Source organism: Pedobacter changchengzhani (assembly GCF_004354365.1).
Classification (GTDB): Bacteria; Bacteroidota; Bacteroidia; order Sphingobacteriales; family Sphingobacteriaceae; genus Pedobacter; species Pedobacter changchengzhani.
In genome coordinates this window covers 56,891-83,358 of sequence record NZ_SJCY01000009.1, presented here as the reverse complement: position 1 = coordinate 83,358, position 26,468 = coordinate 56,891, and the positions used below count along the sequence as shown (strand labels likewise).

33 protein-coding genes, 1 tRNA gene and 1 pseudogene are annotated in these 26,468 nt (G+C 35.3%); 9 read left to right on the top strand and 26 right to left on the bottom strand.

Features of this window, described 5'->3' with window-relative positions; translation table 11 throughout:
* Positions 1–3: 3 nt before the first annotated feature.
* The 3 genes from EZJ43_RS12845 to EZJ43_RS12835 all read right to left on the bottom strand — a co-directional run bounded on the left by EZJ43_RS12845 (position 4) and on the right by EZJ43_RS12835 (position 4,241).
* On the bottom strand, positions 4–519 hold the full coding sequence (locus EZJ43_RS12845) for a gliding motility-associated C-terminal domain-containing protein (RefSeq protein ID WP_133263123.1): 516 nt from the start codon (positions 517–519) through the stop codon (positions 4–6).
* Positions 520–523: 4 nt separating this feature from the next.
* On the bottom strand, positions 524–2,623 hold the full coding sequence (locus EZJ43_RS12840; protein ID WP_133263122.1) for a beta strand repeat-containing protein: 2,100 nt from the start codon (positions 2,621–2,623) through the stop codon (positions 524–526).
* Between the two features lie 274 nt (positions 2,624–2,897).
* Entirely contained in the window at positions 2,898–4,241 is a 1,344-nt protein-coding gene (locus tag EZJ43_RS12835; RefSeq protein WP_133263121.1) for a deoxyguanosinetriphosphate triphosphohydrolase, read from the bottom strand.
* Between the two features lie 124 nt (positions 4,242–4,365).
* Between EZJ43_RS12835 and EZJ43_RS12830 the strand changes: the two genes are divergently transcribed.
* On the top strand, positions 4,366–4,692 hold the full coding sequence (locus EZJ43_RS12830) for a hypothetical protein (protein WP_133263120.1): 327 nt from the start codon (positions 4,366–4,368) through the stop codon (positions 4,690–4,692).
* Between the two features lie 68 nt (positions 4,693–4,760).
* On the opposite strand, the gene EZJ43_RS17200 is transcribed toward EZJ43_RS12830, so the two are convergent.
* From EZJ43_RS17200 to EZJ43_RS12770, 13 genes and pseudogenes are all read right to left on the bottom strand, one after another.
* Positions 4,761–4,931, bottom strand: a complete 171-nt coding sequence (locus tag EZJ43_RS17200) for a hypothetical protein (protein WP_165953165.1) — start codon at positions 4,929–4,931, stop codon at positions 4,761–4,763.
* A 159-nt stretch (positions 4,932–5,090) separates the two neighbouring features.
* Positions 5,091–5,222: pseudogene (locus EZJ43_RS12825) on the bottom strand (30S ribosomal protein S10); the annotation flags it as partial.
* Positions 5,223–5,261: 39 nt separating this feature from the next.
* On the bottom strand, positions 5,262–5,618 hold the full coding sequence (locus tag EZJ43_RS12820; RefSeq protein ID WP_133263119.1) for a DUF4488 domain-containing protein: 357 nt from the start codon (positions 5,616–5,618) through the stop codon (positions 5,262–5,264).
* Positions 5,619–5,882: 264 nt separating this feature from the next.
* Positions 5,883–6,188, bottom strand: coding sequence for a 30S ribosomal protein S10 (gene rpsJ / locus EZJ43_RS12815; RefSeq protein ID WP_008244591.1), 306 nt, complete (start codon positions 6,186–6,188; stop codon positions 5,883–5,885).
* A 129-nt stretch (positions 6,189–6,317) separates the two neighbouring features.
* Positions 6,318–8,432 carry an elongation factor G gene (gene fusA, locus EZJ43_RS12810; RefSeq protein WP_133263118.1) on the bottom strand — a complete coding sequence of 705 codons (2,115 nt, stop codon included), beginning with the start codon at positions 8,430–8,432 and terminating at the stop codon, positions 6,318–6,320.
* A gap of 131 nt (positions 8,433–8,563) precedes the next feature.
* Positions 8,564–9,031, bottom strand: a complete 468-nt coding sequence (rpsG, locus tag EZJ43_RS12805) for a 30S ribosomal protein S7 (protein ID WP_133263117.1) — start codon at positions 9,029–9,031, stop codon at positions 8,564–8,566.
* 18 nt (positions 9,032–9,049) lie between these two features.
* Entirely contained in the window at positions 9,050–9,463 is a 414-nt protein-coding gene (gene rpsL / locus EZJ43_RS12800; RefSeq protein ID WP_133263116.1) for a 30S ribosomal protein S12, read from the bottom strand.
* Positions 9,464–9,943: 480 nt separating this feature from the next.
* Positions 9,944–10,402 carry a hypothetical protein gene (locus tag EZJ43_RS12795; protein WP_133263115.1) on the bottom strand — a complete coding sequence of 153 codons (459 nt, stop codon included), beginning with the start codon at positions 10,400–10,402 and terminating at the stop codon, positions 9,944–9,946.
* A 1-nt stretch (position 10,403) separates the two neighbouring features.
* Complete coding sequence (locus EZJ43_RS12790) at positions 10,404–10,586, bottom strand: hypothetical protein (RefSeq protein WP_133263114.1); 183 nt, start codon at positions 10,584–10,586, stop codon at positions 10,404–10,406.
* Positions 10,587–10,588: 2 nt separating this feature from the next.
* Complete coding sequence (locus tag EZJ43_RS12785) at positions 10,589–10,783, bottom strand: hypothetical protein (RefSeq protein WP_133263113.1); 195 nt, start codon at positions 10,781–10,783, stop codon at positions 10,589–10,591.
* 246 nt (positions 10,784–11,029) lie between these two features.
* The gene (locus tag EZJ43_RS12780) at positions 11,030–11,209 is read right to left on the bottom strand and encodes a hypothetical protein (RefSeq protein ID WP_133263112.1); all 180 of its coding nucleotides are present in this window, start codon (positions 11,207–11,209) and stop codon (positions 11,030–11,032) included.
* 237 nt (positions 11,210–11,446) lie between these two features.
* Complete coding sequence (locus EZJ43_RS12775; protein ID WP_262708865.1) at positions 11,447–11,623, bottom strand: helix-turn-helix domain-containing protein; 177 nt, start codon at positions 11,621–11,623, stop codon at positions 11,447–11,449.
* Between the two features lie 99 nt (positions 11,624–11,722).
* Positions 11,723–12,133: a DUF5018 domain-containing protein gene (locus tag EZJ43_RS12770; RefSeq protein WP_133263111.1), complete on the bottom strand. Its 411-nt coding sequence runs from the start codon at positions 12,131–12,133 to the stop codon at positions 11,723–11,725.
* Between the two features lie 184 nt (positions 12,134–12,317).
* Between EZJ43_RS12770 and EZJ43_RS12765 the strand changes: the two genes are divergently transcribed.
* Positions 12,318–13,223 (top strand): prohibitin family protein, encoded by a 906-nt coding sequence (locus tag EZJ43_RS12765; protein ID WP_133263110.1) that lies wholly within the window; start codon positions 12,318–12,320, stop codon positions 13,221–13,223.
* 79 nt (positions 13,224–13,302) lie between these two features.
* Here the strand turns inward: EZJ43_RS12765 and EZJ43_RS12760 are convergent, their stop codons facing one another.
* From EZJ43_RS12760 to EZJ43_RS12745, 4 genes are all read right to left on the bottom strand, one after another.
* A complete protein-coding gene (locus tag EZJ43_RS12760; protein ID WP_133263109.1) occupies positions 13,303–13,527 on the bottom strand; it encodes a VF530 family protein in 225 nt (74 codons plus the stop codon).
* 35 nt (positions 13,528–13,562) lie between these two features.
* Positions 13,563–15,542, bottom strand: coding sequence for a M1 family metallopeptidase (locus tag EZJ43_RS12755; protein ID WP_165953164.1), 1,980 nt, complete (start codon positions 15,540–15,542; stop codon positions 13,563–13,565).
* A gap of 44 nt (positions 15,543–15,586) precedes the next feature.
* Positions 15,587–16,327, bottom strand: a complete 741-nt coding sequence (locus tag EZJ43_RS12750) for a carboxypeptidase-like regulatory domain-containing protein (RefSeq protein WP_133263108.1) — start codon at positions 16,325–16,327, stop codon at positions 15,587–15,589.
* 68 nt (positions 16,328–16,395) lie between these two features.
* Positions 16,396–16,743 (bottom strand): Spx/MgsR family RNA polymerase-binding regulatory protein, encoded by a 348-nt coding sequence (locus tag EZJ43_RS12745; protein ID WP_133263107.1) that lies wholly within the window; start codon positions 16,741–16,743, stop codon positions 16,396–16,398.
* A gap of 199 nt (positions 16,744–16,942) precedes the next feature.
* Between EZJ43_RS12745 and EZJ43_RS12740 the strand changes: the two genes are divergently transcribed.
* The 5 genes from EZJ43_RS12740 to ytxJ all read left to right on the top strand — a co-directional run bounded on the left by EZJ43_RS12740 (position 16,943) and on the right by ytxJ (position 20,392).
* On the top strand, positions 16,943–18,460 hold the full coding sequence (locus tag EZJ43_RS12740; protein WP_133263106.1) for a sensor histidine kinase: 1,518 nt from the start codon (positions 16,943–16,945) through the stop codon (positions 18,458–18,460).
* 32 nt (positions 18,461–18,492) lie between these two features.
* The gene (locus tag EZJ43_RS12735) at positions 18,493–19,167 is read left to right on the top strand and encodes a LytR/AlgR family response regulator transcription factor (RefSeq protein WP_133263105.1); all 675 of its coding nucleotides are present in this window, start codon (positions 18,493–18,495) and stop codon (positions 19,165–19,167) included.
* Positions 19,168–19,218: 51 nt separating this feature from the next.
* Complete coding sequence (gene ribH, locus EZJ43_RS12730) at positions 19,219–19,710, top strand: 6,7-dimethyl-8-ribityllumazine synthase (RefSeq protein WP_133263104.1); 492 nt, start codon at positions 19,219–19,221, stop codon at positions 19,708–19,710.
* Positions 19,711–19,828: 118 nt separating this feature from the next.
* On the top strand, positions 19,829–19,951 hold the full coding sequence (locus tag EZJ43_RS17555; RefSeq protein ID WP_262708864.1) for a hypothetical protein: 123 nt from the start codon (positions 19,829–19,831) through the stop codon (positions 19,949–19,951).
* 102 nt (positions 19,952–20,053) lie between these two features.
* Positions 20,054–20,392: a bacillithiol system redox-active protein YtxJ gene (ytxJ, locus tag EZJ43_RS12725; protein WP_133263103.1), complete on the top strand. Its 339-nt coding sequence runs from the start codon at positions 20,054–20,056 to the stop codon at positions 20,390–20,392.
* A gap of 251 nt (positions 20,393–20,643) precedes the next feature.
* Here ytxJ and EZJ43_RS12720 read toward each other — a convergent pair whose 3' ends face one another.
* Both EZJ43_RS12720 and EZJ43_RS12715 read right to left on the bottom strand, forming a co-directional pair.
* Positions 20,644–21,894, bottom strand: a complete 1,251-nt coding sequence (locus EZJ43_RS12720; protein WP_133263102.1) for a DUF2130 domain-containing protein — start codon at positions 21,892–21,894, stop codon at positions 20,644–20,646.
* Positions 21,895–21,980: 86 nt separating this feature from the next.
* Entirely contained in the window at positions 21,981–22,361 is a 381-nt protein-coding gene (locus EZJ43_RS12715) for an OsmC family protein (RefSeq protein WP_165953163.1), read from the bottom strand.
* Between the two features lie 264 nt (positions 22,362–22,625).
* Here EZJ43_RS12715 and EZJ43_RS12710 point away from each other — a divergent pair, with 264 nt between their 5' ends.
* On the top strand, positions 22,626–23,000 hold the full coding sequence (locus EZJ43_RS12710) for a YtxH domain-containing protein (RefSeq protein WP_133263100.1): 375 nt from the start codon (positions 22,626–22,628) through the stop codon (positions 22,998–23,000).
* 52 nt (positions 23,001–23,052) lie between these two features.
* On the top strand, positions 23,053–23,796 hold the full coding sequence (locus EZJ43_RS12705) for a YdcF family protein (RefSeq protein ID WP_133263099.1): 744 nt from the start codon (positions 23,053–23,055) through the stop codon (positions 23,794–23,796).
* Positions 23,797–24,012: 216 nt separating this feature from the next.
* Here the strand turns inward: EZJ43_RS12705 and obgE are convergent, their stop codons facing one another.
* From obgE to EZJ43_RS12685, 4 genes are all read right to left on the bottom strand, one after another.
* Positions 24,013–25,008 carry a GTPase ObgE gene (gene obgE / locus EZJ43_RS12700; RefSeq protein WP_133263098.1) on the bottom strand — a complete coding sequence of 332 codons (996 nt, stop codon included), beginning with the start codon at positions 25,006–25,008 and terminating at the stop codon, positions 24,013–24,015.
* A gap of 115 nt (positions 25,009–25,123) precedes the next feature.
* On the bottom strand, positions 25,124–25,693 hold the full coding sequence (locus tag EZJ43_RS12695; RefSeq protein WP_133263097.1) for an adenylate kinase: 570 nt from the start codon (positions 25,691–25,693) through the stop codon (positions 25,124–25,126).
* Positions 25,694–25,767: 74 nt separating this feature from the next.
* A tRNA-Arg gene (locus EZJ43_RS12690) sits at positions 25,768–25,844 on the bottom strand.
* Positions 25,845–25,978: 134 nt separating this feature from the next.
* Positions 25,979–26,443 (bottom strand): redoxin domain-containing protein, encoded by a 465-nt coding sequence (locus EZJ43_RS12685; RefSeq protein ID WP_133263096.1) that lies wholly within the window; start codon positions 26,441–26,443, stop codon positions 25,979–25,981.
* Positions 26,444–26,468: the final 25 nt, after the last annotated feature.

The following is a 26,468-nucleotide window of genomic DNA, read 5'->3' as shown; positions in this document are numbered from 1 at the left end:
AAACTATTTTTTATATAAAATTGATATAAAACCTTTAATCTTTCCATCGGTACCAAAATCTAATTGATAATAATAAGTATCTTCCATTAACGGACTTCCATTAAAATATCCATTCCAATCATTTTGATAATTGTCTTTAGCATAGATTAATCGTCCTGCACGATCAAAAATCCTAAGCCTATTATTTGGATATTTCTCTATCCCACCAATTATAAAAACATCATTCTTCCCATCGCCATTAGGTGTTAAAACATTGTTTTCAACCCGAACATCAAGTATTTCTTTAACGAGGTATAGAGGCTGAAAAAAACCTTGAGTTAAGTTAACATTGGTGGCTTGGAAAGTTTGCACAAGTACCATTTCGCCTATGCTAAAATCGAAAATTTGATTTTGAACAACTCCAGAACCACTTACTGCATTTACTACAAATGGCAAACTTGGCGATGAAGTTTGGGCACTAGCAACCTCATTTACAAATAAAGTTATGCTAAAAAGCAATAAGTAAATTAACTTCATCATGTTCTTAATTTAAAGAGATCCATGTTGTACCATCGCTTTGAATAGTCAAGGTTTTTGCTCCAGACAGTGTGGATATAGTTGAATCGTCATTTAAAATTACTGGTATATTTAAAGTTACATCACCAGATGAAAGCGCTTTTATTATTACATATATTCTACCCTTACAGCTTGATGCAACTGGGAGATTAATGGATACAGGTATATTGGTGTTTTTTACCTTAACGGTGTACTGACTTTCATCCAAAGTTAGTGTTGAAGCTGAGCTGTAAACTAATATGCTTGCAGATACAGACCCGTTTATATTTAATGTACTTGTATTATTTGGAGCGTAACTAATTGATGAGGCGGCGCTTTTATTGTTTATGGTTAGTGAACCTCCGTTAATTCCAAATTCTCCCGAAATTAGTGGATAAGTTGTATTAGAATTTGCGATAACTAAGGTATTATTTGCCACCGTAAATTGATTTCCGGCATTTGCACCAATAAATACATTGCCATTACCATTGTTTTTCGATCCAGTGCCATAACCTAGGGCTGTATTATAATCTCCATTATTATTTTCTAAAGCGAAACTCCCCACCGCAGTGTTGGCAATCCCTGTACCATTAACTTTTAACGCGTGTGTACCAAATGCACTATTATTGGAACCGACACTATTTGACAAAAGCGATTGAGAACCAAAACCACTGTTGTTAATGCCGCTAAAATTTAATTGTAAAACTTTGTGGCCAAATGCACTATTTTCGTATCCAGAAGTATTTATCGAAAGTGCCTCTCTACCAAATGCACTGTTAAAAAAACCTGATATATTGGCAGTTAGTGTTTTGTAGCCAAACGAAATATTATTATCAGATGAGTTGCCTAATCGACCAGAAATTTGTCCATTTACCAAAAAATTAATGGCTACATCATCAGTATTACCTAAAAAATTTGTGCTCTGGTCTATACTTCCAGTATTGCCTTTTAAAGCCCAAGCGTTACCATTTAACAACTGAGCACGATTAATTAGCTCAGGCTTTCCAGTAGTTATATTTGTTACGTAAACCTTATTTGCGTCACTTATACCATCCGTAACAAGCTTGGATAAGGTTACAGAAGCATCGGCTAACTTTACAGTAGTCACTGCACCGTCGCTCAAATGTATTGTGTTTACAGCAGCGTCATCAATGTTTACGCTCTTTACCTCTTTATTTCCAATTTTAGCAGAAGTAACTGCAGCATCGGCAAGCTTAATAGTTTTTACTGCGCCAGCATTAATATCCAAAGTAACATCTTTTAATATAGCAGTTGCACCATTTGCACTTACACTTAAATCAGTTGAAGTTAGTGCTTTCCCACCTATTAATTGATCTACACTTAACGAAACGGGTTTCCACGCGCTACCATCAAATAATAGAACTTGATTATTAGTAGGTGAAGGAGCTGAAAGTGTTACACCCTGCAGATTTGCAATTGTAGGGTTAGGGTAATTTCCTGTTAAATCTCCGCCTGCACTGCCTGTAGATGGCCCAGTAAGCCCAATATCTCCCTTAACGCCTTGTGGCCCTTGAATCCCAGCTGGACCAACTTGCCCTACATCTCCTTTATCTCCTGGCAAACCCTGAGTTCCTGCTGGCCCTACATCTCCTTTAGCACCAGGCATGCCCTGTGGGCCTGCTACGCCCGGATCGCCCTTATCTCCTTTAGGTCCGGAGGGACCATTTGCCGCATATAAGGCATAGGGCACACTTAATAATTGTGCTGTTCCGGCTAAAACAAAATTAGTTCCGTTATCAGGATCGATTTCTACTTTAATAAACTTTAATCCGGCACCCCAAGTAACAGAAGAAATTAATCCAGAAACTGAATTTGTTCCCGTTCCTCCAATAGCCACGGCGTATAAACCATAGGCATTAGTGGTAACACTCCTTGTTTCCGAATATTGCGAAGTACCCGTTGAGGAATCATCTAAAATGCTAATTCGAATAGAGATACTTTTATTAACCAAAGGATTACCATTTGCGCTACGGGCAGCGCCTTGATAATTAAATTGTTGGGGGGCTTGAGCATTCACAAAAGAACACAAGCTAAAACATAGCAAAGCGATTAGTAGGATTTTTTTCATATATGAGGGATGTAAACTAAAGTACTTTGCTTAGAGAAATCTTTTCGCTTAACTCTCAAATATATTAATTAGTATATTCCATAATACCCACTTTACACGAACACAGAAAATTTACATCCAAACAAATGATATAAAACACAATCAATCAAACGAATACAAAAAAATACGCCACCTATATTTTACACAAATGGCCATATTTACACAATAAACTAACACTAAAGTAAAACCATCGAAAAAATTAATAAATCCAATTGATCTAAACCTGACCCTTCATCTACGTTTCCGATGGAAAAGAAATTCCTTTAATATTTCGATACAAATCAACTGCGTACAAATCCGTCATCCCTGAAACAAAATCGAGTACACTTTGCGTTCGAGAATAAATATCTGTTAAATCGGTGTGGTATTGCTTAGGGATTAGTTTTACCAACTTTTTATAATAATGCGTGTTGTTATGAATAAGCGCAGGTACGAACTCCTCTAACAATCCTGCCATAATTTTATAACCTGCAACCTCCTTCTGTATTACTGTTGAAAAATTATAAATCCGATCGACAGAGATTTTTTCAACTGCTTTCCAAGCCTCTAAATAAGGTTCTGGAAGCAGATCAGTTAAGCTCTTGTTTAAATTTCCTGCTAAAATTGTCTCTTGTTCGCCGTAAAAAGTATCTGCACAAATTCTAGTTAAAGTATTTATGGCTTTGGCACGTAATAAGCCTATTTTAGCGTCGTCATCTTCGTAATCATTTTTCAAACGATCTTCTATGGTTTTAGAATTTGCAAAAGGCAATAAATAATGTTTTACCTCTTCGTACGATAATATTTTTAAGCGATGCGCATCTTCCAAATCGATAATGCTATAACAAATATCGTCGGCAGCTTCTACTAAATACACTAAAGGATGTCGTTTATAAATGGTATAATCATGATCTTCTTTTAACATTTGAAGCTCAGTGGCAATTTTTTGAAATGTTTCTTCTTCAGATTGAAAGAAGCCATACTTTTTTCGGTGCAAAAGCTTTTTTTGCTTACCAGCGATAGAAGAACACGGATATTTCGCAATAGAAGCTAGCGTAGAATAGGTCAGCGCATACGCATCATTTCCTTTTCCTTTTAGCGGGTGAGTTAGTATCCGAATTGCGTTTGCGTTACCTTCAAAATTAATTAAATCGTGCCACTGCGATTCGGACATCTCCTTTTGATAATCTTTACCATCACCATCGGTAAAATACCTGGAAATTGCAGCTTCGCCAGAATGACCGAATGCTGGGTTACCAAGATCGTGCGCTAAAGATGCAGCTGCAACAATATTACCAACTTCATTCAGTAGCGGAACTTCCTTTAAAAGATCAGGCTGTTTTTCTTCTAGCTGGTTTAAAAACATATTTGCCATAGATCGTGCAACACTGGCTACTTCCAAACTGTGTGTTAATCTATTGTGAACAAACACACTACCAGGCAACGGGAAAACCTGCGTTTTGTTCTGCAATCGTCTAAAAGGAGATGAAAAAATTAGCCTATCGTAATCTCTTTGAAAATCTGACCGTGCCCTATCGGGATTAACAGCCCAATGTTCTTGTCCAAATCTTTTATTCGAAAGCAAATATTTCCACTCCATTGTTTATTTTTGTTTAATCGGCACAAGTTACGCAAAAGCTAAAAATCAAGCTTTAATTTTTCACTAAAAAGACCAAAGTTCAAACCTTTCTCCATAACAACTGTTTTAAATAAAAATTAAGATTATGAAAACTTCCGTTTATGACAATAAAGAACACCTAGAAGGATATGTTGGTACTGGTGCCCAAAAAGAAAAAGACAAATCTGCTGTTCAGAAAAAATACGATAAGCTCAACGACACCAACGAAGTTACCAGTTATGGGCACGAGATTTCAACCACGCCACATATAGCCAATTTTGAAGCTAGAGATGGTTACGATAATAGTGGCACACAAGGAAAAGATTCATTAAGTGATGATAGTTATCATTCGAAAGATTTAAAACCAACAGTTAAATCTGGCGCAAGCGAAACGGGAAGCTCGACAGAAAATTTTAGAACTAAAAAGATCTAGATTTAAAATCGACAATAATTAAAGTTTTAAAATAAAGAGATTATGTAGCCAATAGTTGCTTTTGCCGTTTAAACACCTTTAGATTGATTTGGGTTTTCAGCCACATCGTTATCGTGCTCTTCCGATCCATTTTCCTCTCGATGTTCGGGTGGATTTTCCATTCTAGATTTTTCTAATTCGGTAAATTCCTCTTCGCCATCAATTACTTTTTTTGGCTTTATTGGTTCTTGATTGCTCATAAACTGTTAACCGCTCAACCTCGAATTTGTTTTAGCAGTTGAAATAATGCAGAATTAATTAATAGACCCTAACACCTCTACACTTAAAAAAAATCTTGCTAAAACAAAAAGGATCTTAATTTACATCAAGACCCTTTTTGTTTGTTTGTTTCAAAAGCATTAAACTTTGATTTCAACTTCAACACCGCTAGGTAATTCAAGTTTCATCAATGCATCAACAGTTTTCGAGTTAGCGCTATAAATATCTAAAAGACGTTTATAAGCACATAATTGAAATTGCTCACGTGCTTTTTATACAAAAAAACTATAAACTGTTATTCGTATTGCTCGTTAGTCGAGTGTTGGAACTCTATTGTATTTTTCTACCCAATTAGTAGGAGTTCGTCCATCCTTATATTGTATAGTTCCAGAAAATTCAACAACTTGATCAGATCCGAGAAATCTATATTTAACATTGTAATCTATATCTTTAAAGGCCATCTCACTTTCTGTACGAGCAGTTTCAGCCGTTTCGCGATACATATTATCACTAATTACCGAATATTTACCCTTAAGGGAAATAACGTATTTGGTACCAGATTTATTTATAGTATAGTAATTTCCATCTGTTTCGAAAACCCGAATCATTCCTGGGTATTCTACGCTTTCCCAAAAGCCAATCAGTTTGTTATTCTTTTGTCTGGTCATTTCAGTTGAACTATTAACATTTATAGAACATGATGAGAGAAAAAAGAAAGCGACAAGAGCGCTTAATAAAAGTATTTTGATTTTCATAGCTGTAAAAATTAAATAAATATAAGATAATCTATAGCGCTGAAAGAAAATTATTTTCAAAATTCTTAATTAAAATCTCGCATTATTATAGTTCTCTAAATTTTAAAAATAAACCTAAAAAACAAAAAAGGTCTTAATTTACATCAAGACCCTTTTTGTTTGTTTTTTTCAAAAGCATTAAACTTTGATTTCAACTTCAACACCGCTAGGTAATTCAAGTTTCATCAATGCATCAACAGTTTTCGAGTTAGAGCTATAAATATCTAAAAGACGTTTATAAGCACATAATTGAAATTGCTCACGTGCTTTTTTGTTTACGTGTGGTGAACGCAAAACAGTGAAAATTTTCTTTTCTGTTGGCAACGGAATTGGTCCGCTAACTACTGCACCTGTAGGTTTAACAGTTTTAACGATTTTCTCAGCAGATTTATCTACCAAGTTGTAATCGTAAGATTTTAATTTAATTCTAATTCTTTGGCTCATTCTATTTTTAATTATGACTGCTTGTTAGAGCTATTAATAACAAGTGGTCGGTTTATCTTTAAGGAGTAAGTATTGAGGATCAAGATGAATAATCTGTCTTGATACTCGATACTCAATACTCGATACTATTTAATCGTCTGATTTAACTTTACCTTTTGATTTTGCAATTACTTCTTCTTGTACGTTTTTAGGCGCAGCTTCATAATGATCAAATTCCATTGTAGAAGTTGCACGGCCAGAAGTGATTGTACGTAACTGCGTTACATAACCAAACATTTCTGATAAAGGCACAGTTGCTTTAATTACTTGAGATCCGTTACGTGTATCCATACCTAATAATTGACCACGACGACGGTTCATATCACCGATAACATCACCCATGTTTTCTTCAGGAGTTAAGATTTCGATTTTCATAATTGGCTCCATCAAAGTTGGCTTACACTTAGGCAATGCTTCGCGATATGCCATTTTTGCTGCAAGTTCAAACGATAAAGCATCTGAATCGACTGCGTGGAATGAACCATCCGTTAAACGAACCTTCATATCAGGAAGTGGATAACCAGCTAATACACCATTTGCCATAGAAGCAGCAAAACCTTTTTCTACCGAAGGGATAAATTCACGTGGAATTGAACCACCTGTAATTTCGTTTACAAACTGCAAACCACCTTTTTCAAAATCAGCATCAATTGGTGAGATAACAACCGAAATATCGGCAAATTTACCACGACCACCTGATTGTTTTTTATAAGTTTCTCTGTGTGTTGTTGTACCAAAAATTGCTTCTTTGTAAGCTACCTGTGGCGCGCCTTGGTTTACTTCTACTTTAAATTCGCGTTTTAAACGGTCAATTAAAATATCTAAGTGTAACTCACCCATGCCAGAGATAACAGTTTGACCAGTTTCTTGATCGGTTTGTACTCTAAACGTAGGGTCTTCTTCTGCCAATTTACCTAAACCAATACCTAATTTATCAACGTCAGCTTGAGTTTTTGGCTCAATAGCTAAACCGATAACAGGCTCAGGGAAGTTCATTGATTCTAAAACGATTGGATTTTTCTCTTCACAAAGTGTATCACCAGTTTTAATATCTTTGAAACCTACAACCGCAGCAATATCACCAGCAGCCACATTCGGCACCGGATTTTGCTTATTTGCGTGCATTTGGAAGATACGAGAAATACGTTCTTTGTTTTCTGAACGTGAATTATATACGTAAGAACCAGCTTCTAAATTACCCGAGTAAACGCGGATAAAACATAAACGACCTACAAATGGATCAGTTGCAATTTTAAAAGCTAAAGCTGCAAACGGCTCAGTAATGCTTGGTTTTAATAAAATTTCTGCTCCAGTATCAGGGTTAGTACCTGTAACACCTTCGCTATCCATAGGTGAAGGCAATAATTCCATCACATAATCAAGCATCGTTTGTACACCTTTGTTTTTGAAAGATGAACCACAAACCATAGGTACAATTTTAGCATCTAATACAGCCGCACGTAAAGCATCTAAAACCTCACGTTCAGTTATTGTATCTGGTGCGTCGAAGAATTTCTCCATTAAAGATTCATCATAATCAGCAACTGATTCTAACAGTTTCTCTCTCCATTCTGCAACTTCATCAATCATATCTTCAGGGATAGGCACTTCAGTAAAGGTCATCCCTTTATCATGCTCATTCCAAACAATACCACGGTTGTTAATTAAATCAACCACGCCTTTAAACCCTTCTTCAGAACCGATAGGTAATTGCAATGGAACTGCATTACTACCCAACATATCTTTAACTTGCTTAACAACTTTTAAGAAGTCGGCGCCAGAACGGTCCATTTTATTAACGAAACCGATACGAGGCACATTATAATTGTTTGCTAAGCGCCAGTTGGTTTCAGATTGAGGCTCAACACCATCAACAGCCGAAAACAAGAATACCAATCCGTCTAGTACACGTAATGAGCGATTTACCTCTACGGTAAAATCCACGTGACCTGGGGTATCAATAACGTTAACATGATATTTTTGTCCTCTGTAATTCCAATCAACCGTAGTTGCAGCAGAGGTAATAGTAATACCACGTTCTTGCTCTTGTGCCATCCAATCCATTGTTGCTGCACCTTCGTGCACTTCGCCAATTTTATGACTAACACCAGCATAATAAAGAATACGCTCTGTTGTTGTAGTTTTACCTGCATCAATGTGAGCCGCAATTCCAATATTTCTTGTAAATTTTAAATCTCTTGCCATTATGTTTTTTTTGAATTATCTGATTTTAAACGATTACACCGATTATGTTAACAACAAATCGGTGTAATTTATCTAATCAGTATAATCTTCTAATTAAATCTGTGTAATCTTACTAATTTGTAAATAAACTACTAGAAACGGAAGTGAGAGAACGCTTTGTTGGCTTCAGCCATTTTATGCGTATCTTCTTTCTTCTTAACAGCAGCACCTTCACCTTTAGCAGCAGCAACAATTTCACCAGCTAATTTCTCTTTCATGGTTTTTTCACCACGACGACGAGCGTATAAAATTAACCATTTCATACCTAAAGCTGTTTTACGTTCTGGCCTAACCTCAGTTGGAACCTGAAAGTTAGCACCACCAACACGACGAGATTTAACCTCAACAGCTGGCATAATATTAACTAAAGCACGTTTAAATATTTCTAATCCCGGTTCGCCTGCTTTTTTCTCAGCAATTTCAACAGCATCATAAAAAATAGAATAAGCGATAGATTTTTTACCATCGTACATCATATTATTTACAAAACGAGTTACCTGAGTATCGTTAAATTTTGGATCAGGAAGAATAATTCTCTTTTTTGGTTTTGACTTTCTCATTTTCTTATTTCCTCCCGATTATTTTTTCTTTCCTTTAGCAGGTGCAGCCGCAACTTGACCTGGTTTAGGACGTTTAGTACCATATTTTGAACGACGTTGGTTACGACCAGCTACGCCTGATGTATCTAATGCACCACGGATAATGTGGTAACGTACACCTGGTAAATCTTTAACACGACCACCACGTATTAAAACGATTGAGTGTTCTTGTAAGTTGTGACCTTCTCCAGGAATGTATGCATTAACCTCTTTACCGTTCGTTAAACGAACACGGGCTACTTTACGCATTGCTGAGTTTGGTTTTTTAGGGGTAGTGGTGTACACACGTGTACATACACCTCTTCGCTGTGGACAGCTGTCCAACGCTGGAGACTTACTTTTGAACTCCATTGCTACTCTACCTTTTCTAACTAATTGTTGAATGGTTGGCATTGTGCTTTTTTAATTTTTTATTTAATTAATTCCCGCTCCCCCGGCTTCTTTACAGACAACCTATAAAACGGACTGCAAAAGTAGAATAAAAATTCTGTAAAATCAATAGGGTTGAGAAAAAAGTTGAAAGTTAAAAGTTGCTGGTTTAAAGTTGAGGATTAAGGAGTTGCGATTCAACTTTATAGCTGTTTATAAGATTTTTTAAATAAACACGTAATTACTTTCTCGGTTATGCGCTCACTTGCTAATTCAGATCATTATAACAGAATCGTTTCAGCAACTACATTAAGAAAATTAATAGTGCGTTGCCCGATGAAAAATCGGGCCCGGGCTGTTTGGGGGTTCGCTTCGCTACCGTGCCAATAAAAATTGGCACCAAGCCCCGCCCATCCCTAACGCCAGCAAGGCGCTTACCTGTATGGTGCGAAAACTATCTCAAAACAATATTTATTTACAAAATCTGCAAAAGCTGTTTAAAAACTATTCACAATCTTTAAAACCGTCTTTTAAAGTCCGTAATTTTAATACCGCAGCTTTCAATTCATCGGGTGCATTACCGTATTCAAAAGTTACTTTGTATTCTTTACCATCTATTACTACCGAAATCCACTCTGCGCCACCATCAGCACAATCCGGGCAGCCAATAACAGCTGGTAATGAAGTGATTTTAGCATCGTTAAATAAAGCCTTTAAAGCTTCAAATTCACTTGCGGTAAAAGTTTTTTGGCAATCTTTTTTAGGTAATCGGCCGTCGTTCGAGCTTTTAGAAAAACTAAGTTGAGCACTGGTAACCTCTAAATTGGTTTTACAGTAACCTATACATTTCCCAAAAGATGTACCATAACCAATATTTGTTAAATTTTTAAGTGAGTTCTTTTTGCAAGCTGTAAAAAGCAAACAGACTAGAACTAGGCTCAGTATTGTAAATATTTTTTTCATATCATCTTTTCGTCGAAATTACTCTGCCGGTTACTAAGTTAAACTCGTAAATTTTGTATAAACCATCATCGCTAATTTCCACACTTTCTACAATTCCAGTTTTGCTAAAGCCATCGGTTACAAAATTGCCTTTTACAACATCTTGCAAAACTTCATTGGGTGTTTCATCATTAATCCTTATCATACTTAGCAGGAAGTTTTTTCTTTTCTTATATAAATTTTCTCTGTTGAGGCTAAAGTAAAAATAATCTCCCAATAGGTATTGGTTTCTTCAAAATCTATTACTTCTACCCTACCAGATTGTTCACCAAAAGAAATATCATTCCCAGCTTTTATAGCCAACAAATCTGAAACTACTGTATTGTTATCAATTCTCTTCACAATATAAAGTTACGGTTAAAAGTTGAGAAAGAGAAAGAGACAGAGGTTGAGGTTAAGGCTGAGACTGAGGTCGAGGCTGAGGTCAAGGCTGAGACTGAGGTTAAGAATGAGATCGAGACTGAGGCCGAGGTTGAGAATGAGACCGAGGACGAGGTTTTGGGGCGAGATTGAGGGCATTACAATTTTTTTAGCTTCAATATTAAAAAAACCTCCTTAACAAATAAAGCTAAGGAGGTTTTCGGTATGCTACATTTTAGCTGCAGCCATTTTTGTGTGTTTTTTGTGATGATGTTTCTTATGCCCCTTTTTGTGTGCTTTGTGTGTTTTTTCTGTCTTTGGTTTTGCAGGTGCTGTAGTTTGGGCACTTACAGTGTTAAAAGCAAAAGTCGCAACTAATGCAATGATTAAGATTTTGATCGCTTTCATGATTTCTAATGGTTTTGGTTAATTAATGTTATCGTTGATTTTGTAACATTAAATCTCGTAACTAAATATGAAGATTGTGTGAACATAATTGCGCTTTGTTATGTCCAATTGTAATTGAATTATTGCGCTACATTTTGAAATACCGACCCTAAATATCTAATTATAACTAAAGTTACTAACGCTGTCTTTCAGTATGCCAATTTAGAGTTAGTAACTTTTAAATAAGAAAAAAGCTTTTTAATAAGCCCCAATCAAACTTTCCGCCGGAATATTCAAAACTTCATGAAGTTTTCTTATCATGTTTAGGCTCAGTTTTTGTTTACCAGAAAGTATTTCAGATTGTCGGCTTCGTGCCCCAAATATTTTTGAAAGTTCTGTTTGTGTCTTCCCCAATTGCTCTAATCTAAACTTAATTGCTTCTAAAGGGCTCGGGATAATTCGTCTTCTACCCTATTAAAAGATTTCTAAAATATATTGGATTCTTAGTCCTCCAAAAATATCGTTTTGCCATATTTAATTATAAACAGGTGTACCAGGTTGGACATAACTGTCAATTACTACATTATAAGTTGCCGTACTTCCATCCTCAGCAGTCACTACGTACGACGTAGAATATGGTAATGAATGTGATGAGGAATTTGTACCATCTTTGGTATTTTCGCTACTTATTGTCGCTTTATCTGATATGCTGATAACTGAAGTTAAAGAATTTATATTAACTGAAGTCGCAATTACACGCAAAACTATTTTTTTTTCACTTTCATTTATATTCCCCACTGACTCAGGCTTGAAATTTGTAAGCTTAAAAGAAGTGATTTTTTTCTCTGAACTTTTATTGTTCTTTTCACCATCTATTTTAGACGGATCTTTTTTGCAACTGATAAAAAACAACAGCGCAATGAACAGGTAACTTGGAGCTTTCATAGATAATCTAGGTTTGTAAAGGCAAAAATAGTAAATAATCAAAACCTTATCAAAAAAATATAATAACCCAAAATCAATATTCTTAATGAACGTTAATCGTGTATAACTTTCACCAAATTTGCTCTGACTAAAAATAAATACACTAAATTGCGATTTACATTAAACTCAATTAAATTTTAAAATTATGTTCTTAGGCATCATTGGAATCATCATCATTATAGTAGGCTTTGTATTTTCCGCCCCATCAAACCCAGCCAGCCGATACAGTAGCGCCATCAAAATTTTTGGCGGTGTAATTGTTTTGGTGGGCGTTTCGTTATCTATGTTTAAAGTAATAGATGCTGGCGAAGTTGGCGTAAAAACAGTTTTTGGAAAGGTTGATAACGACGTTTTATACAGTGGCTTAAATATAATTAACCCTGTAGCTGATGTTACACCTTTTGATGTTAAAACACAAAATTACACCATGGCAGGCGTTACCGACGAAGGAAATAAGCAAGGCGACGATGCGCTTCGCGTACTATCTGCCGATGGATTGGAAGTTGTAATCGATCTTTCGGTTCTTTTTAGAGTTAAGGCAAGTTCGGCACCGGTTATTTTAAAAGAAATTGGAACTGATTACTTGGAAAAAATTGTTCGTCCGGTTTCTAGAACGGCAATTAGAGATAATGCAGTTTCTTACGATGCTGTGGCTTTGTATTCGAGCAAACGAGATGAATTTCAATCCAAAATATTTTCTACCATAGAAAAAAGCTTCGCCAAAAGAGGTTTAGAGTTAGAGCAACTGCTTATACGTAACATTACTTTGCCTGCATCTGTTAAAGCCAGTATCGAATCGAAAATTAATGCAGAGCAAGATGCACAAAAAATGACTTTCGTGCTTCAGAAAGAGCGTCAGGAAGCAGAACGTAAACGTGTAGAAGCGCAGGGAATAGCCGATTATCAAAAAATATTATCTACAGGCTTGAGCGATAGACAATTACAGTATGAATCTATTTTGGCGCAAAAGGAAATTGCTAAATCGGCCAATACAAAAGTAATTATTATGGGGAATGGGAAAAGTGCGCCAATTATTTTAGGCAATAACTAAAACATATTTCCAATATTCCTTCATAAAAAAAGAGCGATATAAACCGCTCTTTTTTTTATGGTAGTAAATTAATTTTCAATTACTTATTAAAAGTTTTCAAGTACAAATCTTCAACTTTTTTACGTGCCCAAGGCAGTTTGCGCAATAGCTTTAAGCTCGAGCTTATGCTTTGATTATTAATAAAACAATCTATCCTGACAAACGAGCCTAATTTATCCCAACCGTAATGTGCATGCAAATCGGTTACAATTTTCTCTAATGTAATCCCATGTAACGGATTGTTTTTTTGGTTCTCTAAAATCATAATTGTTTAATCAAAAAAACCAGTTATTTTAATAATTAATTTGCGCTCGCTGTCCAAGTATTGTTGCTATCATCCATATCCGGAAGAACTTTATCAGCATCAATAACGATTGATTTTAAAGCTTCGTTTGTAGGGAAATTGACCGTCCAAGTATTATTTCTCATCCAAACATCAACACCAATTTTTAGGTTAGTTACCTTACCACTTTGGGTTGTAATCCTTAACAGAATTGGCATTGGCAATTGTTGTAAATTGGTAATTTCGATATTCACACTTTTAAGTTGCTTATCCATTTTAACTTCTTTTACATCGGTTATTGCCTGATCCATTTTCCAATTATTCAAAAACCAACCTTTCCAAAACCACGATAAATCTTCGCCCGCAGCATTGTCCATCGATCTAAAAAAATCATTTGGTGTTGGGTGTTTAAATGCCCAATTTTTAATATATTCTCTAAAAGCGTAATCAAAACGGTCTTTACCTAATATTTCATTTCTTAAAAGTGCCAAACCTTCACCGGGTTTATTATAAATTTGTGAACCAATGCTTCGCTCCTTCATGGCATCGGGCAATAACATAATAAACTCATTGTTATCATCTGCCCAAGTTTTAGCATCTAAATGTACGTTCTCGGCATCTTTTGATTTATATTCTCCACCGTTAAAATTATCCCTAGATAATCCATTTATAAAAATATTGAAACCCTCATCCATCCACGCATACTTACGTTCATTAGAACCTACAACCATTGGAAACCAATTATGCCCAAATTCATGATCTAAGGTAAACCATAAGTCTTGATTCTTAGCTTTCCAACCGCAAAATACGATACCCGGATATTCCATTCCACTTACATTGGAAGCAATATTAATAGCCATTGGATAAGAATATTCGAACAAAGTTTTTGAATAATATTCTATGGAAGTTTTTACATATTCTACACCTCTTCCGTAAGCATCTTGTCCGTTACTTTCTACAGGTTGAGCCGATACTGCTAAAGATTTTTTGCCACTGGCCAAGTTAATTCGTGCTGCATCCAACACAAAAGCTTTAGATGAAGCCCAAGCTACATCTCTGGTATTTAACATTTTATATTTCCAAGTTTTTGTGCCTTTTTGTATAGCTGAAGCCGATTGATTAACCTCATCTTCAGTACGTACATGGATAACTTTGTCGCTTAATTTTGCTTCGTTCCATCTTTTTAGCTCCGTTGGTGTGAATACTTCTTGAGGATTTAATAATTCTCCAGACCCCAAGACGATGTGAGAAGCTGGTGCAGTAATGGTATAATCAACATCACCATATTCGCAGTAAAATTCACCAGCACCCCAATATGGCAATGTATTCCAACCAATTACATCATCATAAACACACATCCGTGGAAACCATTGGCCTATTGAATAAATCTCTCCATTTTTGGTATTTAACCGCCCCATACGGTCTGATCCGTTTTTGGGAATGGCGAAAGAATAATTAATTTTAATTTTAATCGATGCACCATTGCCTTGTAAAGGTTCGGCCAAACGAATCTGCATTCTGGTATCTTCTACAATTTGAGTAAATTTAACTGGTTTCTCTTTTTCATCAACCGCAATGGAACTTATTTTATAGCCACCATCAAATTTTTCGCCTTGCGCACCATACCTGCTTTTTCCTGCAATAACAGCATTTCCTCTTGAGTTAACAGCGAATAAATTTTGATCCAATTGCAACCACAAAAAAGAAAGTTTATCGGGACTATTGTTTTTATAGGAAATGGTAACAGTGCCTGAAACCGTGTTTTCAACATCGTTTAGTGCAGCATCAATTTTATAATCTGCACGGTTTTGCCAATATTTTGGTCCTGGATAACCGTTAGCAGATCGGTACTCGTTCCCATTTTGGGTGTAAAAATTCGGTGCAAATGCCTCGTGAGCATCGTATATACTACGAGGTTTCTCCTGTGCACTAACCGTAAAAACTATTAAAAATAGATTTAAAGACAGGAAGGTAGATAACAAATTTTTATATTGCATGGCGGTAAATATAAATACTTTAACGTAATTTAAAAAAGATAGAATTAATTCTTTTCAAGTTTAGGTAGGTCTTTCAATTTGCGTTGACTAAGCGGAAGTTTTAGCCATGCTTGGTAAGCTTGTGCAATGTAATAATTATATTTAAAAGGCCTTTCAGATTGAACTTTTTCTACCGAAGGCGAATATATTACTATAAAATTTTTAAGTTCCTCGCCATCTAGTTTAGTCAGTTCTTTAACACTAGTTTCATTAAAATTTGCATTAATTTCTTGTCGATAAGCATCTTTCTCTTGTAATAAAATTTCTTTTTGCTGTTCGCGCTTATACTTTCCATATCCTAAATTCAAAGTTAAACCGCCAACTTTATCAGTCATTACTTTCCTATCTAAATTTCCGCCAGTATTTAATAAGGTGTACTTCTCAGCAAGCGGATCTTTGGCGTTGGCAATCTCCTTATTTATCTTCACACCTTCTACGGTAACATCATTTAACGAAGTACTTTTTACAGGCAAGTAAATAATTTTTGTAAGCAAATTTGTTACATATAAGGTATCGGTATGGTAACCAATTAAAGAGAACTCTAAAATTTCGCCCACACTTGCTCCAATTACAAATTTACCTTCGTTATTGGTTAACGTTACTTTTTTATTGTTCAAATTACGAACAGTAACCCCAGGCAATGCAATACTTTTTTTAGCATAATCGAAAACTCCACCCGTGGTAACGGTTTGTGCAATCAATTGAATCGGAAAAACCAACAATACGATAATAATAAGTTTCTGCATAACGTAAAAATAAAGTGTTTTAAATATTTAGATATGCTTTTAACATACTTTAACAGAGAACAAATAACTTAGAGAAGTGTTTGTTCGTATTTTGCTACATCAAACCCGACCAAAACTGGCGTATTGTTTTTTTCGATAATTGGTCTTTTTATTGCACTTGTATGCGCCACTAAATATGCAATTGCCAAGGCTTGGTTGTTTATTTCCAATTGTGCTTCTTTGCTCAGTTTTTTCCAAGTTAATCCTTTACGGTTCAGTACGGTTTCCCAACCAAACGCATTGCACCATTCATTCAGTTTCTCGGCAGTTATACCCTTCTTTTTAAAATCATGAAATTCGAACACTATGTTATTTTCTTTTAACCAATCTTGTGCTTTTTTAACTGTATTGCAATTGGGGATTCCGTAAACGATCATTTATTTATAGGATTTTGTTGTAAGTGGATTTTGTATGCTGTAAAATTAGGTCAAAAAATCCGTTTTAGTCCATTTTTAACCGCCAGAAAGAAACTTGCGACTTTAAAACTTACGTTCATCACATTTTTAAAGGCTTCTGTCACTTTTATAATATATGATAATGGTAACATAAGTAAACTTGCATTACAATTACGATAAAATGGAAAACAACAACAAAAAGAATATAAATCATTTAGAGTTTTGGATCTCTACCACGCTGTACATTTTAGCACTCATCAATATTTGCGTACGAACAGCTTACAGTCAGCCAAATGTTTACAGTTTTGTTGATGTGCATATAGGCTACAGCGTAATAGCAAATTATTTTCTGCCCAATTTATTTAAAAGTAGCAGTATTTACATCAGCTTTTTACTGATAAACTTTTGCTTTATTCCCCAAATCCTTAAAAAAAACAACCTTGCTTTAAATGTAATTTTATTAGTTATCGTTACAGCCATAAGCATACTAACATGGATGGTGGCAATTACCTATTCAGAAGCCTATCGGTTGCTTGATTATCCAAATTTAAGTTCGGCTTACGACGCTTTCTTCGGTGAGGCTTTCGGTTATGTTTTTTTACTTTATCTCTTATTTTGTACCTACACTTACTTAAACGAAAACGGATTATCGCTTTTGGGCAAAAGTTATCTGTTAAAAAATTACAGTCCAAACATTGTTTCAGAATTATTTATCGCAACGAAAATATGGCTTGTATCTTTAATGATTTTTGGAACCATCTTATCGGCAAGGTTTGATACCGAAGTTTTAGTAGTTTGGCTTATTGCACCACCTATAAATATCGCATTAGCTTTTTATTCGATTTATTTTACCATTCCCAATTTAAAGAAGAAAGGTAAAGGCTTTGGTAAATATTTCTGGACCAACGTAGGTTTGAGCACGGTTTCCATATTAATACTACTTTTTATCTTGGCTACTTTTATGGGTGGCGGACCAACTGTACCAATCACACTTATTCTAACTTCGGTGGTATTGGTTTGCATTACAACACCGTTTGCTTGGTACATTTATAAACACAAATTCGAAAAGCAAACAGAAATACAGATGCTAAAAACCGAATTGGGTAAGTCGGATGCCAATCTAAACTTCTTAAAATCGCAGATCAATCCCCATTTTTTATTTAACGCACTAAATACGCTTTTTGGTACTGCATTGCAAGAAAACGCCGAACGAACTGGCGAGGGTATTCAAAAGCTTGGCGATATGATGCGTTTTATGCTTCACGAAAATACATTGGATAAAATTTCGCTCGCTCGCGAGGTTGAATACCTAAACAATTATATCGACTTGCAAAAACTCCGCATTTCTCGATCAGGCGATATAAAAATTGAAACTACAATAGATGACCAAGTAAATAACCTACAAATAACGCCAATGCTTTTGATTCCATTTATCGAAAATGCTTTTAAACACGGCATTAGTTTACAACAGCCTTCGCACATTAAAATTACCTTACAAACAACCAATAATATTTTACATTTTGATGTGAGCAACAGCATTTACATTAAGGCAGATAACGACCCCGAAAAACTAAAAAGTGGCATTGGTTTACAAAATGTGAAACAACGGTTGGCATTACTTTACTACGGCAAACATGAGCTGATTATCCACGAAAATGCCAAAGAATTTTTTGTTCATTTAACTTTAGAGTTAGATTAAAGCCTATATTAGCCTCACCACAAATTAAAAATATGATTGCGATTGCTATAGATGATGAATCGATTGCGTTAGATATTGTAAAATCGCATACATCCAAAGTACGCTTTGTAGAATTGAAAGCGCAATTTAACAATGCTTTTGAAGCATTAGATTACTTACAAAAAAACAAAGTTGACTTAATCTTTTTGGATATTAAAATGCCAGACATTAGTGGCATCGATTTTTTGAAGAGCTTAACCAATCCACCTATGGTTATTTTTACTACTGCTTATACAGAACATGCTGTTCAAAGTTTCGAACTCGATGCGGTTGATTATTTGCTAAAGCCCTTTTCACTTGCCCGTTTCTTAAAAGCATGCAACAAAGCACTAGAACTTTTTAACCTCAGAAACCAAAGTGCTAACCAAACCTGCGATTATATTTTTGTGAAGGATGGCTATCAACAAATTAAAGTTGAATTGAAAGATATTTTATATGTTGAAGCGTCAGGAAATTACGCCCAAATTCAGTTGGCAAATAAATTAATCAGCACCAGAATTACCATAAATGATTTTGCCGAACTGTTGCCAAAAACTGATTTTTTACGCTGTCATCGTGCGTTTATTGTAGCTAAAAATAAAATATTGAAGTTCGATCGCAGTCAAATCTGGATAAATGAAAAAGCAATCCCGATTGGGGCAACCTATATTGGCATCCAACTCATTTAACATCAAATATTCCTTCTTTTAAGCATCAACCTTTTTATTTACCTTTGCACAATGTCATCACAATTAAAAAATCTATCTGACTTTTCGCACACAAGCGTGCCGAATGGTGCAAAATTCAAATTTGGAATTATTGTTGCCGAATGGAACGCAGAAATTACGGGTGCATTATATAACGGTGCTTTAAAAACACTTCTAGAAAATGGTGTAGCCGAAAAAAATATCTACTCTTTTCCGGTACCGGGTACTTTCGAGCTTTCTAGTGCTGCCGCTATTTTATTAAGTAATGAAAAAAGTTTAGATGCCGTAATTTGTTTGGGATGTGTAATACAGGGCGATACCAAACATTTTGATTTTATTTGCGATGCAGTTGCTCAAGGCATAACAAATGTGAGTATAAAGTATAGCAAACCGGTTATTTTTGGTGTATTAACAACCAATAATTTAGAACAGGCACAAGATAGAGCCGGCGGAAAACATGGCAATAAAGGTGACGAGGCTGCTATAACTGCAATTAAGATGGCGGAATTTGCGCGTAGCTTTTAAAAATTGCCAAGCGCAATAAAAAATTGTGTTTTCACAAACAATTTGTAACTTAGCAGCTTAACTAGGAAAAACATTAAATGCTTCATTGCATTTTAAAAAAAAAATTAAATTAGACAAAATGAGAAAAGTAGCCATATTGTTATTGGCGGTGTTTTGCACCATTACCATTCTAGAATCTTGTTCTTCTAAACTTTGCCCAGCGTATAGCTCATATCCTGAAGGCAAACGTCGTAGAAATTAGTTAAATATCTTTTTAAAATCATAATCTTACATTTAAAGGAATGTGACAGAACTTTTTGTTGCCTGTTATGTTGCCATATAAATAACATTTAAAGCATAAATTATGACTTGGATTAATCTAACGTTGATACAACAACTGGATGAAATAAAAGAAGCAAGCGGATACAGTCTAATTTTTAAACATAGCACGCGTTGCTCTATCAGTTTAATGGCGAAAAAAAGTTTTGAGGCAGATTGGGATGTAATTCCTAAAGACACAAAGCTTTATTTTTTAGATTTGATAAAGCATAGAGATGTATCCAACCAAATTGCCGAAACCTTTCAAATTGCCCATCAATCACCACAAATTTTACTAATTAAAAACCGCAAATGTGTTGTTACGAGCTCACACAGTGATATATCTGCAGATGAAATTGCCACAGCGATTAGAGAGAAAGTTTAAATTTTAGAAGAAATTAAAAAAGGGTTGATGAAAATTTTTCATCAACCGACAACGGTCCATTAAGTATATAAATTAAAAGTCGAAGATAAAACCAATATAAGATTCTGATTGTCTTCTTCAAATTTGTCTCCGCTAGTTAGCACGAAATATTATCCCTAAATCCCGCTTCACAGGCTCCAAAGAAATCACTTTTCCGAATTTGCTATTAATATTCGACCAAAAATTTCAAAGTTATCTTTGCTAATTTTAAACTACTCCAAAAATAAAGCATCCTCATCATCGGTTAAACTCAGCTGTATGCTATCGCTACCGGCAATTCCTTCTATCGAACCACGAATATGAGTAGCATTTAACAAAACTTTTTCTAACTGTTTTTCTCTGGCTTTCCATAAACGTTCCATAGCATCGCGTTCTCGTTGGATCGATAACTTCATACTCATAAAACCTTCGCGTATAGCTTTCCACTGTTCAGAAAACTCTATACCCGTTAAATAATCGTATAACATGTGCATTTTCTCACCACGGTTTTCTTGCGATTTTACTGCTCCAGATAAGCGTAAAATTCCATCACGCAGTACATAAGCCACGGCATTTACTTCTTCGAAAGAGCAAATCCAAACGCCATCGCGCTGTCCAAAACAATCCATGCCTTTTGGGTAACATTGGGTTACAATAACAGCAACATCAACCCCCATACTCCGCATATCTTTTTTTAATTTATCAATCCAATCACCACCAAAATCTTTAGTACGCTTACTTTCATAAATAATTTTGCCGCATTCTTGTCCAAATTGATTACGCACAACCTGCACGCAATCTGCGCCACGTACCCCCTTACCAACCTCTTCAATTAAATCGAACGGAAAATTACTTCTCAGCAATTCTTCTAAAATAAGTTCTTGTACTTCGCCCTGCAACTGCATGCTACCTTGCTCCGCTTTTCGCTTCATTTCTTCAGCTAGCTTTTTTTGATCGTCGAGTTGCTTCTCCAATTCGCGCAGCCGTAACTGATGCTCTGTATCTTTAATGCTATTTTTTTCTGCTTCCTGTTTGCGGATCTGCTCTACCAATTCTCCACGTTGTTCTTGCATTTTACGTTGAAAAGCAAGTTCCATTTCTTCTTCTTTAACTTTTAGGCTTTCTTCCCGTCTAAGAAAACCTAATTCTTTTTCTCTGGCTAATTTTAACTTTTCTTCGTTATCTTTTGCATTGCCTTCTAACATTTGAAGCTTAGTTTCAAAATCAGCAGCAATGGTTTTTCGTAAATTGCCTTCTAAATCTGCTTTTAATTTATTCTTCTCTTCAACAAGTTTGGCATCAAAACCTTTTTGCTGTTGCAGTTTTTCATTTTCTAACAGCGCCAATTTACGCTGAAATTCTTCATCTTTTTGCTTTGTAAACGTGACCATTTTTTCACGCAATTCCTTTTTATAATCTTCGGCCATTGCTTCTTCCATCGGAAAAACATGAGCACAGCTTGGACATTTTATTTCGGTTGACATATTTTAAAATTTGAGGGCTAACACGGAGTGAGTTGCAAATATATTAAGGTTTTCAGCAAAATGCACATCAAGTTATCAACGAATTATTAAAGTACTTTGGTGCGCACTTCATTACCTTTCGATAGTATTTTACTTACCGGACATTTGCTCGCAATTTCCTCCAAACGTCTTTTCTGATCGTCAGTTACGCTTCCAGTACATGTAATTTCTTCAAAAAATACGTCTTCTGCGTTTTCAACACCCATGGTAACTTTTACTTCAATTTTTTCTATTGTCCATCCTTTTCTATCAATGTACATCCGTAAAGTTATCGCCACACATGATGCTAATGCAGACATTAAAATCTCTTTGGGCGTAAGGCCACTATCTGCCCCGCCTAAATCAACAGGTTCATCAATTACAATATTGTGTTTCCCGTTTGATGCATTACAAACATAGTGCTGCTTATTAATTGTTGCTTGTATCATTCTATTTGTGTTTAAATTGTTTACGTTGAGCATCTGTTAACATAAAATTATTCTCTGTCCGTCATACTACTATTTAGCCTACGCCGAAGTAATTATTAACCATTATTTTAATTAAAAAAGCTTAAACTACTTGCGCTATGTAATGAACAAATCATCAATTAAAGTATGCGTTTAAAAGTAGCAATTATTAAACTATTACGGCTTTTAATAATTTTTAACAAACATTATCTTACTACGGTTGTTCAATATTGAAACCTAAAAATTATGAAATACGAAAAAATAATTAAGAAGTTTATAGAAAACAGATCGTCAAATAAAGCACACGTTGCTGTAGCATTGGTTGCCGGCTTAGCTGCTGGCGCAGTAATTAGCATGTTATTTGCACCAGATAGTGGTGCGGGTACAAGAAGTAAAATTGCATCGGGCGCAAAGAATTTAAGCTGTGGCTTTCAAGATAAGTACAGTCTTTTACGTGATAAAGTTTTTGGCACACCGCCAAACGATGAAATTGTAGAAAATGAAATTCCTCATTTTAAACATAAAGTAGCGAAGAAACGCAAATCGGATTTAAAAGACATCGTAGAGCAGGCACACAAGGCGCCAGAAGATGAAAACAAAGAACAAGAAGATTCAGAATAATTTTACAGCGAAGCGATTTTAAAACCTTAGTTTTGAGATCGCTTTAATACTGATGATTTTTATTTTATCCAAAATTCTATTTTTTGTTCTAAAACCCATCATTTGGGTTTTTATAGTTGTAATTTTTGCAATTTTTTCAAGTAATCTATCAAAAAGAAAAAGACTTTTAATTTTTGCTGCAGCACTGCTTTTTATTTTCTCAAATCGCTTTATGGTTGGCAAAGTTTACAACTTTTACGAAGGCAAATATCCAGTTGAAAAACAATATGATATCGGCATTTTATTAGGTGGTTTTTCTAGACCTACACAGAGTGGACAATTTTCTGTAAATGAAAGAGGCGATAGACTTGTTCAAACCATTTTTCTCTTTAAAACAGGCGTAATTAAAAAGATTTTAATTAGTGGCGGTTCGGGGAAACTGATAGGTTCAGAGTTAATTGAAGCAAATTTAACACAACAATATTTAACTGCGATCGGTATTCCAGATTCGTCTATTTTAGTCGAAAATAATAGTAGGAATACGATAGAAAATGCTAAGTATAGTTTTGATAAAATCGATAAAACTCAACCAAATGCATCTATATTAGTTATTACGAGTGCTTGGCATATTCCACGTTCAAAAATGATATTCGATAAAACTTTTAACAGAAAACTTGATTATTATCCGACTGACTTTATCGGGAAACAAGATTATGACGTGTCAGATTTCTATATACCTGATGCTGATTGTTTATCGTACTGGCAATATATTTTAAAAGAGTGGGTAGGATTAGTTGTTGATAGGTTGAGAATGTAGTTTTTGTCACCTGTTGTGTGTTACCTGTTGTATGTCTGGATTCAAAATTGAAATCGTTAAGTATTGTGTGTTACCTATTGCAGGTCTTAATGCAGAATTAAAGTGGTTAAGTGTTGTGTGTAAAATGTTACTTGTCAAGGTGCAAAATTTAATTCGACCGTCGTTTCAAAAGGAAATCTTTGGAGAAACCCACAACTCACAACTCACAACTCATAACTAACTTTCAATCGCTTTCCAAAGCATATCTTTTAACTCTAATATATTTTTCTCGGCTACTGATGAGATGAAAATAGATGGTATATTCGGTAAATCCTGTTTCATTTCATCCATCAACTCTTGATCTAACATATCGGATTTTGTGACTGCTAAAACATGTGGCTTTTGCATTAATTCTGGATTATAAGATTCCAATTCATGCTTCAAAATTTCATACTCTTCTTTAATCGAACGACTTGTATCCGCAGGAACCATAAACAAAAGCACAGAATTCCGTTCGATGTGACGGAGGAAACGGTAACCCAGTCCTTTGCCTTTTGATGCACCCTCTATAATCCCGGGAATATCGGCCATTACGAAAGATTTGCCTCCACGATAGCTTACAATACCTAAATTAGGCACAATTGTGGTAAAAGGATAATCGGCGATTTCTGGTTTAGCTGCAGAAACAACAGATAATAAAGTAGATTTACCTGCATTAGGAAAACCTACCAAACCAACATCAGCCAAAACTTTAAGTTCTAACACATTCCAAACTTCTTGCCCCTGTTCGCCGGGTTGTGCATAACGAGGAGTTTGTTGTACCGAGTTTTTAAAGTGCGCATTCCCTTGTCCACCACGACCACCATGTGTTAAGATTTTGGTTTCTCCATTTTGAGTAATTTCGAAAAGAACTTCCCCAGTTTCGGCATCTTTAGCAATAGTGCCCAAAGGAACTTCTAAAATTTCATCTTTGCCTTGTCTGCCCGATTTATGAGAACTTCCGCCCGCCAATCCATCTTCGGCAATAATATGTTTACGATATTTTAAATGTAGTAAAGTCCAAATGTTACTGCTGCCTACCACAATAATATGCCCACCTCGACCACCATCTCCGCCATCAGGGCCACCCATTGATGTTAATATATCTCGGTGCAAATGCGCAGATCCTGCCCCGCCTTTACCCGAACGACAACAAATCTTTACATAATCTACAAAATTAGAACCTTGTGACATATTAATTTACGATTTTAGAATTACGATTTTAGCATGTAAAATCGTTAAAAACTAAACATCCGCAAAAAACATTTATTGTCTTTTTGCGGATGTTCAAATTTAAAAAATATATTATTTAGTACTTATCTATAACCGCACAAAGGTGGTTATAAACTGTACTTATTTCATTCATTCCGTTTACTTTGTTCAATTTACCCTGCACCTCATAATATGGCAACACGTGTATTGTTTTATCAAAGTACTCAGAAATGCGTTTTTTCAATTTTTCTGCATCATCATCTGGTCGGCCACTAACTTTATGGCGCTCAGCGATACGCTTAGTTAATTCCAACTGATCCACATCTAAAGCGATAACACCGGCAATTTTGCTTCCTTTACGTTCTAAAAATAAATCAAGCTCTGCAGCTTGAGGCACTGTACGCGGGAAACCATCAAATACAAATCCTTTAGCTTCAGGATTTTTATCCACTTCTTCTTCGAGCATGGCAATAGTAATCGCATCAGGCACTAACTCTCCATCGGCCATTAATTGACTAACCTTTTTACCTAATTCGGTTTGATTTTTTACGTGCGCTCTAAAAAGATCGCCTGTTGAAACGTGGATTAACTGATATTTTTCAATCAATTTTTCAGATTGGGTGCCTTTACCCGCCCCTGGAGGGCCAAAAAGAACTAAATTTAGCATTAAGGTGGTTTAGGTTATTTTGAAAAAATAAAAAAAGCCTTGTCGCCTATGGGCAACAAGGCTTCATCTTAAATTGGTGCACTTGTAGGGATTCGAACCCCAAACCTTCTCATCCGTAGTGAGATGCTCTATCCAATTGAGCTACAAATGCAAACTATTTTTATTAATAATATTGGACTATTCATAAAAATATCCCGTGTTAACGGATTGCAAAAGTAAGATTTGAGATTTAAATACGCAATTTTATTTCAAATAAAATGCAATCTAATTTTTAGAAAACTTGTTTTAAGCTTTTACAACATCGTCAATCGCCTTAAAATCAGGCAAATCGCCAGCATTTTCTAAGACCTGCGCATAAGTGATTTTACCGTCGGCATCTACAACAAATGCGGCTCTTTTTGAAACACCCTTCATTCCATACACAAATTCATCATAGAAAGCACCGTAAGCTTGCGAAGTTTCCTTGTTAAAATCAGATAATAATGGAAATTGATAGTTTTCGGTTGCTTTATATTTAGCCAGTGTAAAAGGAGAATCTACAGAAATACCCAAAACCTGAGCATTTACGCCTTCGTAAAAGCTAAAATTATCTCTCATTGCACACAACTGCTCGGTACATGTACCTGTAAAAGACATTGGAAAAAAATGAATAATTACATTCTGTCCTGCAAAATCTGCTAAAGAAACTTCTTTTAACTCCGAGCTAAAAAGCTTAAAATTTGGCGCTTGATCGCCTACTTGTAATGACATATTTTTTTGTTTTATTTGTTTTTCG

Coding starts and splice junctions, on each gene's coding strand:
- EZJ43_RS12845 (WP_133263123.1), bottom strand. CDS start 519: ATGATGAAGTTAATTTACTTATTGCTTTTTAGCATAACTTTATTTGTA.
- EZJ43_RS12840 (WP_133263122.1), bottom strand. CDS start 2,623: ATGAAAAAAATCCTACTAATCGCTTTGCTATGTTTTAGCTTGTGTTCT.
- EZJ43_RS12835 (WP_133263121.1), bottom strand. CDS start 4,241: ATGGAGTGGAAATATTTGCTTTCGAATAAAAGATTTGGACAAGAACAT.
- EZJ43_RS12830 (WP_133263120.1), top strand. CDS start 4,366: ATGAAAACTTCCGTTTATGACAATAAAGAACACCTAGAAGGATATGTT.
- EZJ43_RS17200 (WP_165953165.1), bottom strand. CDS start 4,931: ATGAGCAATCAAGAACCAATAAAGCCAAAAAAAGTAATTGATGGCGAA.
- EZJ43_RS12820 (WP_133263119.1), bottom strand. CDS start 5,618: ATGACCAGACAAAAGAATAACAAACTGATTGGCTTTTGGGAAAGCGTA.
- rpsJ (WP_008244591.1), bottom strand. CDS start 6,188: ATGAGCCAAAGAATTAGAATTAAATTAAAATCTTACGATTACAACTTG.
- fusA (WP_133263118.1), bottom strand. CDS start 8,432: ATGGCAAGAGATTTAAAATTTACAAGAAATATTGGAATTGCGGCTCAC.
- rpsG (WP_133263117.1), bottom strand. CDS start 9,031: ATGAGAAAGTCAAAACCAAAAAAGAGAATTATTCTTCCTGATCCAAAA.
- rpsL (WP_133263116.1), bottom strand. CDS start 9,463: ATGCCAACCATTCAACAATTAGTTAGAAAAGGTAGAGTAGCAATGGAG.
- EZJ43_RS12795 (WP_133263115.1), bottom strand. CDS start 10,402: ATGAAAAAAATATTTACAATACTGAGCCTAGTTCTAGTCTGTTTGCTT.
- EZJ43_RS12790 (WP_133263114.1), bottom strand. CDS start 10,586: ATGATAAGGATTAATGATGAAACACCCAATGAAGTTTTGCAAGATGTT.
- EZJ43_RS12780 (WP_133263112.1), bottom strand. CDS start 11,209: ATGAAAGCGATCAAAATCTTAATCATTGCATTAGTTGCGACTTTTGCT.
- EZJ43_RS12770 (WP_133263111.1), bottom strand. CDS start 12,133: ATGAAAGCTCCAAGTTACCTGTTCATTGCGCTGTTGTTTTTTATCAGT.
- EZJ43_RS12765 (WP_133263110.1), top strand. CDS start 12,318: ATGTTCTTAGGCATCATTGGAATCATCATCATTATAGTAGGCTTTGTA.
- EZJ43_RS12760 (WP_133263109.1), bottom strand. CDS start 13,527: ATGATTTTAGAGAACCAAAAAAACAATCCGTTACATGGGATTACATTA.
- EZJ43_RS12755 (WP_165953164.1), bottom strand. CDS start 15,542: ATGCAATATAAAAATTTGTTATCTACCTTCCTGTCTTTAAATCTATTT.
- EZJ43_RS12750 (WP_133263108.1), bottom strand. CDS start 16,327: ATGCAGAAACTTATTATTATCGTATTGTTGGTTTTTCCGATTCAATTG.
- EZJ43_RS12745 (WP_133263107.1), bottom strand. CDS start 16,743: ATGATCGTTTACGGAATCCCCAATTGCAATACAGTTAAAAAAGCACAA.
- EZJ43_RS12740 (WP_133263106.1), top strand. CDS start 16,943: ATGGAAAACAACAACAAAAAGAATATAAATCATTTAGAGTTTTGGATC.
- EZJ43_RS12735 (WP_133263105.1), top strand. CDS start 18,493: ATGATTGCGATTGCTATAGATGATGAATCGATTGCGTTAGATATTGTA.
- ribH (WP_133263104.1), top strand. CDS start 19,219: ATGTCATCACAATTAAAAAATCTATCTGACTTTTCGCACACAAGCGTG.
- EZJ43_RS17555 (WP_262708864.1), top strand. CDS start 19,829: ATGAGAAAAGTAGCCATATTGTTATTGGCGGTGTTTTGCACCATTACC.
- ytxJ (WP_133263103.1), top strand. CDS start 20,054: ATGACTTGGATTAATCTAACGTTGATACAACAACTGGATGAAATAAAA.
- EZJ43_RS12720 (WP_133263102.1), bottom strand. CDS start 21,894: ATGTCAACCGAAATAAAATGTCCAAGCTGTGCTCATGTTTTTCCGATG.
- EZJ43_RS12715 (WP_165953163.1), bottom strand. CDS start 22,361: ATGATACAAGCAACAATTAATAAGCAGCACTATGTTTGTAATGCATCA.
- EZJ43_RS12710 (WP_133263100.1), top strand. CDS start 22,626: ATGAAATACGAAAAAATAATTAAGAAGTTTATAGAAAACAGATCGTCA.
- EZJ43_RS12705 (WP_133263099.1), top strand. CDS start 23,053: ATGATTTTTATTTTATCCAAAATTCTATTTTTTGTTCTAAAACCCATC.
- obgE (WP_133263098.1), bottom strand. CDS start 25,008: ATGTCACAAGGTTCTAATTTTGTAGATTATGTAAAGATTTGTTGTCGT.
- EZJ43_RS12695 (WP_133263097.1), bottom strand. CDS start 25,693: ATGCTAAATTTAGTTCTTTTTGGCCCTCCAGGGGCGGGTAAAGGCACC.
- EZJ43_RS12685 (WP_133263096.1), bottom strand. CDS start 26,443: ATGTCATTACAAGTAGGCGATCAAGCGCCAAATTTTAAGCTTTTTAGC.